Source organism: Candidatus Tisiphia endosymbiont of Parasteatoda lunata, from assembly GCF_964030955.1.
Lineage (GTDB): Bacteria > Pseudomonadota > Alphaproteobacteria > Rickettsiales > Rickettsiaceae > Tisiphia.
The window spans coordinates 754,798-768,525 of the sequence record NZ_OZ035003.1; the positions used below are offsets into that span (position 1 = coordinate 754,798).

General features: G+C 32.5%; 10 protein-coding genes and 1 pseudogene. 5 read left to right on the top strand and 6 right to left on the bottom strand.

Features of this window, described 5'->3' with window-relative positions; all coding sequences use genetic code 11:
• Positions 1-257: 257 nt before the first annotated feature.
• A pseudogene (gene dnaE / locus AAHN00_RS04715) lies at positions 258-3,605 on the bottom strand (DNA polymerase III subunit alpha); the annotation flags it as partial.
• Complete coding sequence (locus tag AAHN00_RS04720; RefSeq protein ID WP_410521431.1) at positions 3,595-4,899, bottom strand: UDP-glucose dehydrogenase family protein; 1,305 nt, start codon at positions 4,897-4,899, stop codon at positions 3,595-3,597. The gene AAHN00_RS04720 and the pseudogene dnaE, both read right to left, overlap by 11 nt.
• A 108-nt stretch (positions 4,900-5,007) precedes the next feature.
• Between AAHN00_RS04720 and AAHN00_RS04725 the strand changes: the two genes are divergently transcribed.
• On the top strand, positions 5,008-7,542 hold the full coding sequence (locus AAHN00_RS04725) for a DUF3971 domain-containing protein (RefSeq protein ID WP_342272273.1): 2,535 nt from the start codon (positions 5,008-5,010) through the stop codon (positions 7,540-7,542).
• A 544-nt stretch (positions 7,543-8,086) separates the two neighbouring features.
• Positions 8,087-9,067 (top strand): transposase, encoded by a 981-nt coding sequence (locus tag AAHN00_RS04730; protein WP_342271025.1) that lies wholly within the window; start codon positions 8,087-8,089, stop codon positions 9,065-9,067.
• Between the two features lie 208 nt (positions 9,068-9,275).
• On the opposite strand, the gene AAHN00_RS04735 is transcribed toward AAHN00_RS04730, so the two are convergent.
• From AAHN00_RS04735 to AAHN00_RS04750, 4 genes are all read right to left on the bottom strand, one after another.
• Complete coding sequence (locus AAHN00_RS04735) at positions 9,276-10,193, bottom strand: transposase (RefSeq protein ID WP_342272274.1); 918 nt, start codon at positions 10,191-10,193, stop codon at positions 9,276-9,278.
• A complete protein-coding gene (locus AAHN00_RS04740; RefSeq protein WP_342270975.1) occupies positions 10,160-10,597 on the bottom strand; it encodes a transposase in 438 nt (145 codons plus the stop codon). Before AAHN00_RS04740 ends, AAHN00_RS04735 begins: the two co-directional genes overlap by 34 nt.
• 213 nt (positions 10,598-10,810) lie before the next feature.
• Complete coding sequence (locus tag AAHN00_RS04745; RefSeq protein WP_342272275.1) at positions 10,811-10,978, bottom strand: hypothetical protein; 168 nt, start codon at positions 10,976-10,978, stop codon at positions 10,811-10,813.
• 78 nt (positions 10,979-11,056) lie between these two features.
• Entirely contained in the window at positions 11,057-11,947 is an 891-nt protein-coding gene (locus tag AAHN00_RS04750; RefSeq protein ID WP_410521414.1) for an IS982 family transposase, read from the bottom strand.
• A gap of 230 nt (positions 11,948-12,177) precedes the next feature.
• Here AAHN00_RS04750 and sdhC point away from each other — a divergent pair, with 230 nt between their 5' ends.
• From sdhC to AAHN00_RS04770, 3 genes are all read left to right on the top strand, one after another.
• Complete coding sequence (gene sdhC / locus AAHN00_RS04755) at positions 12,178-12,564, top strand: succinate dehydrogenase, cytochrome b556 subunit (protein ID WP_341748050.1); 387 nt, start codon at positions 12,178-12,180, stop codon at positions 12,562-12,564.
• 420 nt (positions 12,565-12,984) lie between these two features.
• Positions 12,985-13,368, top strand: coding sequence for a succinate dehydrogenase, hydrophobic membrane anchor protein (sdhD, locus tag AAHN00_RS04765; RefSeq protein ID WP_341751466.1), 384 nt, complete (start codon positions 12,985-12,987; stop codon positions 13,366-13,368).
• Between the two features lie 115 nt (positions 13,369-13,483).
• Positions 13,484-13,708 (top strand): hypothetical protein, encoded by a 225-nt coding sequence (locus AAHN00_RS04770; protein WP_342272276.1) that lies wholly within the window; start codon positions 13,484-13,486, stop codon positions 13,706-13,708.
• Positions 13,709-13,728: the final 20 nt, after the last annotated feature.

Genomic DNA, 13,728 nt, shown 5'->3' on the forward strand with positions numbered 1-13,728 from the left:
CTTGTTACATCGAATTCAGGTTAACTAGAACCTAACATAAACCGATTTAAAAATTCAAAATCTTCAGTTTCTAGACATAAAATTTCTGGTAAATGGACTCGAGCAGTAAAGTTATTATTTATATACCCTTTGCCTTTCAAGTGTTGGCGTTGTGGCACGATGGAACTTCGCGTAGGAACAACGATTTGACTACGCCTAGTCCGCTCACCACTTGTACACCTAGCCAACTCTTGAAATTCATCTTGTATACTCACTTTAAGCAGTAAAATTATTCTTGTATTACTACGTTCAGGGCTAATACGGTTTTTAAGCAAATCAACGATTTGACATAGTTCATAATGATTTTGTGGATAGAGTTTTATCTCTAGTCGTTCTTCATTCATTATATCGTCAATAGTTGTGAAGCTTTTAGCGATTAACCTTGTTCCTCCAGCATCCTTAAACAAATCACAGTTTGCCACAACTAGACATTGAATGTCAAGTAAGTGAACAAAATTTTTAAGTATTTCTTCACTATAAATAGTTAATTCGAAAATACCAAACTGATCAGATAGTTGTAAGGTTATAAACCTTCCACGAGATGACATACGTGAATCTTTTTTTTGTATTACCCCAGCTATCCTTATCTGCCTACTAGAAGTAGCACCACTATCATTTTGCAAGTCAAGTGATGTTGCAATATTAAGCCTAGCTAGCAAATCTTGATATCTTGATAATGGATGTAGCGTAATGAATAGTCCTAATACTTCAAATTCATAAGAAGAGACAGTATTATTATCAAGTGGTTCTGCTTCAATTAACACTTGTTGACTTGCAGAATTTACCTTAATCAGGCTAAATTGATCAGAAACTTTTTCTGCATGATAGGAAGAGGCGTAAGCTAAAAGTTTAGCGATACTTAACAGTAACTGATTACGATTAGAATGTAACGTATCAAAATACCCGGCTTTAATAAGATTCTCTAATAATTTTCGATTAATAGATTTAAGCGATAGCCTCTCAATAAAATCTATAATATTTTTAAACTTACCATTTTTAACTCTTTCTTCTGCTAATATTTTGCCAAAAGTAGCTGTGACACTTTTGATAGCACCTAGGGCATAGATAATAAATGTCTTTCCTTCTTCATGAGTAGTACTAAAATAACCAGTGGAAAGATTGATATTAGGAGGAATAATAGTAATGTTGTTATTTCTAGCTTCTTGCATGAATAGATTGATTTTATCATGATTATTTAATTCAAGATTTAAACAAGCTACTAAAAATTCAGCTGGGAAATTGGCTTTTAGATAAGCTGTTTGATAAGATATTACCCCATAGGCTGATGCGTGTGCTTTATTAAAACCATAGCTGGCAAATTTAGCCACCGTTGCAAAAATAGATTGGGCTTGCTGACGTGAGACGTTGTTAGCCATTGCCCCTTTAACAAAAATTTCTTCTTGTTCTGCCATTTCAGATTTTATTTTTTTGCCCATGGCTTTACGAAGTAAATCTGCTCCACCTAAGCTATAGCCGGCAATTACTTTGGCAATTTCTAAGACCTGTTCCTGATATATAACAACTCCATAAGTCTCTTCTAAGATTGGTTTAAGCATCTCATGCAAGTAATCTGGTAGCTGCAAACCGTGCTTACAAGCAATATAAGTTGGGATATTATCCATAGGACCAGGGCGGTATAATGCTCCTAACGCTATTATATCTTGGATGGAGTCAGGCTTAAGACGTCTTAAAGCATCCTGCATTCCACTACTTTCAAACTGGAAAACACCGGTAGCTCTGCCACTACACAGCAGTTCATAAGTTTTTTGATCATCAAATAGCATATTACTAAAATCAATATTTACGCCTTGTTGTTTTAATAATTCTAGACATTTAGTAATAACAGTCAGAGTTTGCAGACCTAAAAAATCAAATTTAATTAAACCAGCAATCTCAGCATATTTCATGGAATATTGTACTACCAACATATCCGAATTTAGGTCTTTATAAACTGGTAATATTTCTACTAAATCTTTGCCAGCTATAACGATTCCCGCTGCATGTGTAGAAGCATGCCTGTTAAGTCCCTCAAGCACTAAGGATGTATCCAATACTTGTTTTATTAGCTCCTCTTGACCATCTAAATTATATAGACCACTGCCATGGGCGGCGTTGTTCAACTCCTTTACTTCCTTTATAGCCTGATTTAATGTAACGGGAGTAACAGCATTAAATGGCACAAGCTCAGTTAGATATTCGGCATATTTATAAGGCAAGCCAAGAACTCGTGATACATCTTTGATAACAGCTTTTGCCTGCATCTTACCAAAAGTGATGATTTGACCAACTTTATTATCCCCGTATTTAGAACGTACATAATTAATAACTTCTTCTCGCCGTTCTTGACAAAAATCAATATCAAAATCTGGCATTGATATACGTTCAGGGTTTAAAAAACGCTCAAATAGTAGACCAAATTTAATAGGATCGAGATCAGTGATAAGAAGACTCCAAGCAACTATTGAACCCGCCCCAGAGCCTCTACCAGGTCCTACCATAATACCTTGCTCTTTACTCCATTTTATGAAGTCAGAGACTATAAGAAAATAGCCAGCAAAATCCATCCGACAAATAATATCTAGTTCGTAATTAAGACGAGTTAAATATTGTTGTTTAATATCTTGCTGTTTATCTATGGCAATATTTTCCCATTTAAATTTTGTATCAAGTCTTGATAGTAATCCTGCTGTGGAGTTTTGCTTAATTAGATCTATTTCATTAATATCTAGACTAGAGAAATTTGGTAACATTGGTGGATTAGCATGTGCCATAAAATGGCATCTTTGGGCTAAATGGACGGTATTTTGTACAGCATCAGGTAAATCACTAAAAAGTTCTAGCATTTCTTTTGGTGATTTAAAATAACAACCAGTACTAACCTTTTTACGATTCTCCTCTTCTTTACTAACACCAGCAGATATACATAATAATACATCATGTGCATCATGCATGTTAACATCGCTAAACAATACTTTGTTGGTAGCAATTAGTGGAATACCAAGGTCATCGGCTATTTTTATATAATTTGCTTCTATAGATTGTTCTATTGCTAAATTATGCCGCATAATCTCAAAATAGAAACGATCACCAAAAATGCTTTGTAGCTTAGTGGTCCAAAAAATGGCTAATTCTTCGTTTCCATCAATCAGGCTTTTACCAATTATCCCATCAGTATAAGCGGATAAGATAATAAGCCCTTCATGGTACTTAACTAAATCATCAAAAGTAATATGATTACAAATTTTGCGATCATTTTCAGTGAAACTAGCACTAACTGCTTTTAGTAAATTTTTGTAACCTACCTCATCTTTAGCAATCAGCACCATTTCACCAAAATTATCTTTAGTAAAAGCAACGTTTACAATTGCCCCATTTATAGGTTGTACTCCTGCCCTGCAGCTAGCTAGAGCAAACTCTAGTGAGCCAAATAAGTTACCCTTATCTGCTAAACAAATCGCTGGCATTTTGTGTAATTGTGCCAGCTCTACTATACGATCAATTGTTAAGGCACTCTCAAGAAATGAATATGAGCTTTGTACTCTTAAGTGAATAAAATCAAACTTCATATTGTGTACCAATAAGATAATATTTAAACCCAAGAGATTTTAGCATATCTCCGTCAAGAATATGCCTGAAATCAATAATTATAGGAGATTTAACTTGATGGCGAATAAGTGACCAATCTAAATCTTTAAACTCCAACCATTCAGTTGCCACTACAATTATATCACTATTTTGGCAAGCACTAAGTGCTGAATCGGCAAAAAATATTTTTTTTAGCTCTTTTTTAGCATTATCCATACCTATTGGATCGAAGGCTATAATATTAGCTCCTTTATCAACTAGAATTTTGATGATTTTAATAGAAGGGCTGCTTCTAATATCATCTGTACCAGCCTTAAAAGTAAGACCCAATACGGTAATATTTTTATTAGTCAAATTATCATTTATGATATAATCAATCCTATCCGCCATATCATAGGCTCTTTGATCATTACTACTTATAACAGAATTAACTATTTGTAAGTTACATTGATAATGCCCCGCTATTTGTGAAAGTGCTAAGAGATCCTTAGGAAAACATGAGCCACCAAATCCAGGACCAGCATTTAAACATTCTTTACCTATTCTCTTGTCGAGTCCTATAGCAATCGATAGTTCTTTGATATTTGCCCCAGTTCTCTCACATAAATTTGCCATTTCATTAATAAAAGCAATCTTTGTTGCTAAGAAAGCGTTTGAGGCATATTTGGTAAGTTCTGCCGTAACCAAATCAGTACATATAAGAGATATATTCTTTGTAGTCAAAGGCATGTATATCTTTTTTAATAAATCTTCTGCGTATTTATTATTTGTACCAATTAATATTCTATCAGGATTTAAAAAGTCATCTACAGCAGTACCTTCTCTAAGAAATTCAGGATTTGAGGCAACAGGAAATTTAAGATTCCTTTTTTTTAAATAATCAATAATTTGGTTACATGTTGTTGGAGGTACAGTTGATTTAATAACAATCAAACAATCATCGTTGATCCATTCACATAAATTATCGATAGCAGTAAAAATATATTGTAAATCTGCCTCCCCTGAAGGTAGTGGTGGTGTTCCTACTGTAATAAATACCGCTTGGGCATTTCTTAATTCAGCCGAGTAGTTGGCTGTAAACTTCAACTTACTAGACTTTACTAATGGCGGTAGGTACTGAGCTAATTTTGGTTCATAAATTGGTAAAATATTTTTTTTAAGCTGATCGATTTTAGAAATATCGGTATCTAAGCAAGTAACGTCGTGTCCTAAGTAACTCATCATTACGCCAGATACTAATCCAACGTAACCAGTACCTATAAAATGAAGTCTAATATTCATAAATAATTTTCAAATTTTTTTCAGTATATACTTAGTGCAACAAGTTTGTTGTGCTATATTGCTGCAAAGTATATATTAACTGATCAAGTACTAAATAACAAGATGATGCTCATTAAAAGATTTTTTATTAACCTAAGCATAATAGTTTGCACAATTGTAGTAATTTTAACTTTATTAATATTAACTTTATTAATATTAAGTAGTAGTAAAGGATATTTAGATAAGCCAATTAAGAAGATAATAGAATTTATCCTTGATAAAAAAGCTATGAAAATACGGATAGGTAACTTACAAGTAAGAAATAATATTCTATCAATCGATAAAATCTTTATGGATTTAGCAAATAACGCCCAAGGCGAAATTACTAATTTCAAAATCAGTTTTATTATTGATGATATAACAACCAAGCCTTTAATTCTTAGTACTATTGATATAGATAGTTTTTCCTTAATCTCTAAAGATGATCAACTAGTAATAAATGCCAAAATATCTGCTAGTTCCATTGTAGATTTTTTTAAAAATAAGATTGCAACACAGTTAAATTTGGGGTCTATAAAAAATGTCTCTTTGCTTGATAGTTATGGCAAGAAATTACCTGATGGTGAAGGGTTTTGTTCCTATAACAGTAAAATTTCTAGAGCTTCTAAGAAATCGATCAATTGCAAACTAGAGTTTGGTGATAAAGCCTATCTATTATTCAATAGTGTATTGGATGGTAGCATAATTCAAGCAAGTGGTAATGTTCAGAATATTCCTATAATGATTTATCAAATTGCTGAGAAAATTATTCCTGATAATCAAGTAATTTTATTTCTACAGGAATATATGAAAGGTGGTTATATTAGAAATGGAGAATTTGATTTTAATTTTGATAAAAATTCTTTAGAAAAGAATATTTCCTTAGAAACTGCATTGAAGGCTAAGCTGCATGTTGTAGATCTTGAATATCAATATGATAAAGACTATCCCCCTTTACGAAAAATTGATACTGATGTTATTATATCTGGGCTATCTGTTAAGTTCATATTAAATCAAGCATATAGTAGTAATAGTCTTATTTCAGGTGGGGTAATAACTTTTGATTGGCAAGGGATGGATAAATCAAATTTTATTGTTAATGCTGATGCTAAGGGGAGAGTTAACGATTTAATTGATTTCATATCAAATGAGGATTATAACAAGATAAAAAAACAAGGGATCGATCTTAAAAATATTACTGGAATCGCTAACTCAAAAATTGGCATAATAATACCAATTAGCCCAGTTATCAAAAATACTTATGACATTTCTACAATAATAACGGGAGTAAATGGAAAAGCATTTAGTGACAATATTATATTAAAAAATGCCAAAATAACTGGAAAATTTAATGGCGATAAGGTAAATTTGATCGGTATAGGTAAAATTAATGGCTATGACAGTAATTTACTTATCGATGTTAATGTCACTGATAATAACCAAGATGATTATCAGAATCTATTAAAAGTAAAAACTACCATTATGGGTAATAACCAAAAGGTTGGTATATTAAAGTTAATCTCAGGTAGTAGTGTCCTAGATTTTGAATATAAAGAGCAAAAAGATGGGAAAAGCTTAATTAAAGCCAATACTAACCTCAAAAACTTAGAATTTTATATTGATAAAATATCTATACATAAAAAACTTGGTAGTGAAGCTAACTTTACTTTAACTGGCAAGTTATATAATAACCTAAATGGTGATATTGATTTTAATCTTTCGGGAGAAAATAACTTAAAAATAGTTGGTAAGGTTAAAGTAGCAGAAGATAAGTATGATGTTACTTTACCTGTAATGAAGTATGATACGACTGATCTAGTAGGAAAATTGCTTTTAGGTAAAGATAGCTTGAATGCTCAGATTCATGGGAAACAACTAGATTTGTCTGAATCTAATATGATGCAATTCTTAGAGAAAGAAGGAGATCCAAAAAATATTCATTTAACAGTTGATGTAGATAGGGTAAGGTTAAAAAATAATATAATGCTTGATAAGCTTAATTTACAAATTGATTGTAATAAAATCAAATGTTTTTTTGGTTCTTTAAATTCAAAAATTGGTACTAAATCTTTTAAAATGCTACTTACAGATAAAAAAGATCTAGAACAATGGATAGTTACCTGTGATAATGCTGGAGCTTTATTTAGAGGTATTGGTATGTATAATAAAATGAAATCTGGTATTATAAATCTGACACTTGATACAAAAAGATATGATGCTAGAAAGGGAGAAGTGATACCAATCGTAGATGGAACATTTGATATCAAGCACTTTGTTACTACCGATGTGCCTTTTCTTACTAGAATGGTATCGGTTGTTTCTTTCCCAGGTTTTATGAGTTTTATATTAAATAATAAGGATATCATGTTTAGGAACATGACAGGTAGATTTAGTTATATAGGTAATACCATAAATATTGCTGATACATCAGCTACCGGACCATTTTTTGATTTTACAATGCAAGGTACAATTGATACTAATAAACATCAAATGAAGCTTAAAGGTAATGTAATACCTTCTTTCTTTTTTGCAAGTAACGTTATTACTAAAGTACCAATAATTGGTAAAATATTTTCAAAGGTTGTGCCTTACTCTATGGAGATGAAGTATAAGGAGTAATAGTCCCTATGTCATCAACCCGAGCAGAGATGATACTGATAACTTGTTATATCAAACCTAGGTTACTTAAGTCAAACTTAAAGTAACCTTAATAGCTTTTTCAATATTAATAATCTCAGTTTTATAGTCACCTTTTTGGTTAAAACCCCCAGCTTCAGCTGGGAAAGACTTCAGTCCTTGTTCTAATATTTCAATTCACTATAACTTGAATATATGATATTTTAATATACATAAGAGCAAGCTCTTCATGTATATTAAAATATCATATATGACAGATTATAACAAGACTAGCCACACTGTATTTTACCATCGCTTTCATGTTGTTTGGATCACTAAATATCGCTACAAAAGTATTGCAGGGTAACTTATAAGAATTAGGATCAGAGAGATAGCACAGGCATTAGTAATATCTCTTTAGAGTAATAGCGACTTCCAGTCTAGATATTAACCCACCAGCTTCAGCTGGTTGTTATTGAGTCTCCCCCAGGAGTTTCGCACTTAGCAAAAAATATGTTAATCTAGCAAGAAAGAGTTTTAGTTAAGCATGGCAAGATCAAAATGTAGCAAAGACTTATATAAATCATTTTTACAAGCAAGTAGCGTAAGATATAGTGGTAAAGCATTATCTGAAGTAAGTCCAATAAACCTATCTCATGATAGTGCAAGTCGATGGTTAAATAGTAAGGATTTCCGCCCTAGCGGGATCTACAGAGAAGTGTCAAAATATATTGATAGGGAAGCTTCTTGTTTATTAGTGGGAGATGACACGTTATTGTCAAAGCAATACAGTAAGAAAATTGAGCTTGTACATTATCAATATTCTGGAGCTGTACATGATGTTATACCTGGTATAGGGATGGTCAACTTACTGCATTACAATGCTAAAACTGATCAATCTACCCCTGTAGATTATAGAATATATGATAAAGAAACTGATGGAAAAACAAAGAATGAGCATTTTTGTGATATGCTTACTTTAGCTAAGGAAAGAGGGATCAATCCTGATGCAGTAGTAATGGATGCGTGGTATAGCGGTTTGGAGAATTTGAAACATATACGTAATTTAGGTTGGACATGGGTTAGTAACCTAAGAAAAAATAGAAAAGTTAATCATAATGTTAGCTTAGAAAGTTTAGAGATTCCTGATGAGGGACTAAAAATTCACCTACGTGGATACGGTTGGGTTACGGTATTTAAGTTTGTGGCAAAAAATGGTCGCATTGATTACATAACAACTAACTTAGAAAATCCAACACGTGAACAAATAGAGAAAATTGTTAAGGCACGGTGGTCTATAGAAGTTTATCATCGAGAATTAAAACAAACTTGTGGTATTGAACGCTGTCAGGCACGCACGGGTCGAGCTCAGAGAAATCATATTTGCCTTGCTGTATTTGCTTGGCTCGATATGAACAAAAGGAGGATAAATGAAAAAATTACTTTATATCAACAAACTTGGGAAGTTATAAAAACATCAATTCAGAACAACATTAGATGCCTTTTAGCTGATTCGCAATTTTGCTAACTGCGAAACTCCTGTCCCCGTCAAAAGTGCTAAAAATTAAGAAAAATTCAAAATTTAATACCTTAGCCAAAAATTCTTGTATAAAATTTGAGAGTTTAATTTTTTTGATTTAAATTTTTGGTACAAAAAGATGATTTTTAGAGAATTTTTGCATGATGATTTATTAACGATTTTGTAATTATTTGATTATTTTTTTACTGACTAATTTCTATGTAGAAAAATTTGTTTTGAGTAAATGATTCGCAATACACCGTAAGTTCAATCCTACAGCGGAAATTAACGGATTAATGACATCTCCTATTACCCCTTTCAGGTAGTTTCTGCCAACTCTACCATAACTTTTAAGATGCCCTATTATCGGTTCTATGGCACTCCGTCTCTTGAGCATTGCCTTATCATCTGACGATAGTTTCTTCTTGCAATATGAGCTATACACTTTGCCCTTCTCCTTAAAATTATTCCCCTTGTAACCTGAGTCAACAAAGGTTCTTGCTACTTCAACTCCTGTTAATTCTTTTACAATCTCTACAGTCTCCGATAATGTATGCCCATCATATGGATTGCCATGAAAAGATTTTGTCCCTAATACAAAGTTACCCCGACCACTTACTGCTATCGAAACCTTATTACCAAACTCGTATGGCTTGTTTAATTTCCCTTTACCAATGCACTCTACCTCCGGTGCATGAAAACTATATAATATTTTATTCTCTTCTTTATATTGTTCTTTTTCTGCTTTACTCAATATAGATTGTACTTGTATCTTTTTTATCTTATTCAGTATTTCTTGTTGTCTTGCCGATAAACTTAACTTTGCTTTAGCTATTTCTCGCTGACATATCCTAACTAAACGACCCAGTAATACTTTTAAATGCCTCATTATTTTCTTACGCTTCTTGGCTTTACTATTATCCTTATATTTCCATAATTTTAATATATCTCTTTTATATTGCTTGGCATATGTTTCATTTAACTTGATGCCTAAGGCATGACATAGCTTTACTAGCTCTATTCTTGCCTTATCCATCAAGTACACATCATGGGGATACTTAATATTCTTAATTTGTACAGTAGTATCAACTATTATCGATGCTAAGTCTTTTTTTTTACTACACCTGCTTTGCATCCGATTCTTATCAGCTCCTTTAATATCTCATTGTAGCCATCTTCTCCTAATATAGTACGAAACCGACGGATACTAGCTTCTGATATTTCAGCATCTTTCTGCAAATATTCCCAACCACAAAAATACTGCCAATATACGTTCTCTCTTAACTCTTCCTCAGTCGCTGCATCTGACAGGTTATACATCGCTTGCAGCATAGTCACCCCAAGTAACAGGCGGTGACATCTGCGATTCCTACCAAATTTCTTAATATCAACATTTGCTGACAACCATTCCTCTAAACTAGACCAATTTATTAATGATCTTAATTTATATAATTTATTATTGTGGTTTAATTCTTCGGTCAGTTTGTAACCAAAAAGTTGTCCTTGTCTTTGCAACTTTGTTATATTTTCTATCGGCATTAATCAGATAATCCTTAAGTTTTTTGCCAATATTATAGCTTTTTCTTATGGATTCTCTATATATTTTTATCTGCTAAGCATATTATATATTATCCTTCTAGACTTTTGACGGGGAGACTATTGAGTGTCCCACTTTGGGAGAAAAACGACGCACTGCAAGTGCGGGGTTTTTCTCCCAAAGTGGGACAATAAATATTGCCTCGTATTATTTCTTTATTTTTTATTAATGTCATCTATTGCATCCCACTCTTTTAGCAAATTTTGACGTTCATTATCTTGCTCTGCATCTTTATATGCCAAAGTAAGTTCCAGTTCCTTTTTTTCTAATTCTTTAGCAATAGCATTGCTTACAAAGTTACTAATTTTTTTAGAAGGAATCATATATTTTAATTTATCATATAAGGTCTCGTTTAAACTAATGCTCATCGTTCTCATAAAATTAACTTCATTATTGTAACCTCAGTTTGATGCAAGATGAAGGTTGAGATTGTTTAATTTTCCAAAAGCTACAGAAATTTTATTAGGTTTGAAAACATAGGCAAGTAGCCCAGCTAATACATTAGTTTGAAAATTCATAACAGATCTATGCCTTGTATGGTCTATATGAAAAAGGTTTTTCAATTGATCATTAATGGTTTCAATAATGTGCCTTTTATTTAAAAACTGCTTTTTAATAGGATCTATTATTCTTTCTTTCATATTACTTTTAATTTTTGTTATTAGTTCTAAACCTTGATTAGCAAGGGATTGAGTGAGTTTTTTACTGATATACCCACGATCACCAAAAAGCCAGCCTTGTAATTTATCTACTAAATTTTCCACCACTGCTCTATCATCGACATTTCCAGGAGTTAAAGAAAAACTCATAATCTCTCCGCAACTGTTAATGACAATATGTAGCTTACAGCCAAAGAACCACCCAGTGGAAGTCTTACCTCTTTTTGCTATGTCTTTGAATACTTTATGTCTATTAATTCTTAAATTATGGCAAGCAGGAAGTTTAGTAGAGTCGATATAATATTGACCAGTTTGTTTTCCTGTTAGGCTTTTTAGCAGTAACACCATGGGCATGAAGCTCATTGGCATTAACTGAACAAAACGACTATAGCTCACAAGTTTTGGAAATTCCTTTCTATAACTTTGGCATAGGCAGCATAAATAAAAATCTTTAAAGGTACGGTAGTGACTCAAGTGAAACATTACTATAATAGTAATAATCTCTGAGAGTCCTATACTGCAGCCCACTTTACGCTTACGGTTAGGATTTGGTAATATATATTTATTTCGCTCCTTATCAAAATGCTTGCAAAAATCATCAATTAAGCAGAAAATCTCCGTAAGAGGGATCATAATATATTCTCCAATTTTGTCATTATTATTAGAGAACTTTATAATCCCTCCCTTCTTAATTTTCAAATGTTCTTTCTTACGTCAAACTCAGGTTATTGTACAATACAATATGAAAACTTGAGTATTTTCTAACTAGCGTTTATACTGTTGCTATTAGAGTTATAGGGGCTTCATCCTGAATTTGTTTTAGGATATAGATTACACCTATAGATAATTTATGACAGAAACTTATGACAAAAACAAAGCAGGAAATTTATAATAGTAGACCTACTTCTCCTCATTTGACGATATATAAAAAGCAGATAAGCTCCGTTTTGTCTATTTTGCATCGTATAACGGGGATAGGCTTATTTTTTGGACTATCAATATTGTCGTGGTGCTTTATTTTATTAGCTTTTAGTAAATTTGATCCTGAATATTTACAGTGCTTTAAATGTAATTTACTTAGAATTCCTCTAATATTCATAAGTTTTGCATGGTTTTATCATTTATGTAATGGGGTGCGTCACTTAATTTGGGATAGTGGGCATTGTTTCTCAATAAGGGCTATTAACTTCACAGGTTGGTTTGTGGTAGTAGCTTCGATATTGATGATGTTAGTTTTCTGGTTGTTATAGCTAACCAGAACAGGTTGTTAATATTAGATATCTTTCGAAACTCTACTTCTGCTGGTAATTTGTACGTCGTTCCGGTACTCAAATCCTCACGTACGCCTAAGTACGCTGTGGTTTTGCGTTCCGTGACTCCTTCAAATTCCTCAGCACAAGCGAGTTTCGAAAGATATCTATTGTTTATAAATTTCTAAGTGTCTATTAGTGATTCACCTTACGTATAGCATTTAAAAATTGCAGAAAAGTACAAGACGTCATTGCGAAACCACGTAGTGGTTGAAGCAATCCATAAAGTAATTAGAAATGGATTGCTTCGTCGTGCTTACGCACTCCTCGCAATGACGCTAGGTTGTTTTCCCTATGACTTTTAAATTACCATGGGTGTTATACGTAAGGTGAAATAATAATTTAACTTAAGGCCTCTATATGAATAATAATTTAAGGACAGAGTTGGCAAAAGCTAAAGGGGTTGGTTCGGCAAAAAGTGGTTCGAGTCACTGGTTGCATCAAAGAATAACAGCTATTATTTTAGCAATTTGTTCTATTTGGCTAATATTTTTTATTAAATATGCTACTAGAGAGGGTTTTACTCATTTTGTTAGTACTTTACAAAGACCTTACAATATTGTCCCTTTAGGAATACTGCTTATTACTGCTTTCTATCATTCAATGCTTGGTATGCGTGTGGTAATTGAAGATTATATTAGTTGTATTAAGCTCCGCACAGGGTTAATTATATTACTTAAAATATTTTGCATTATAACGATTGCCTTCTTAGTGGTAGCATTATTTTATGTTATAGTAATCTGATGGATTAGTTAACCACTCTGCACTGCAAGTGCAGAGCTTAATATTACGGCATGAATGCCTCATGTATGTACTAACTTAAAAGTTAGAAACTATTTGTGTATGGCTCATTTAGAAAGTGTCACAACACAAAAAGAATATATCTGTGAAGTGTAAGATTTTGTTAAAAAATATCTGTATGATTCATTCTTATCTTTTCTTGATAAGATATTTAAAATTTATGTTGAAACGACGCACTGCAAGTGCGGGGTTTTTCTCCCAAAGTGGGACAGTTAACCACTCTGCACTGCAAGTGCAGAGCTTAATATTACGGCATGAATGCCTAATGTATATACTAACTTAAAAGTTAGAAACTATTTGTGT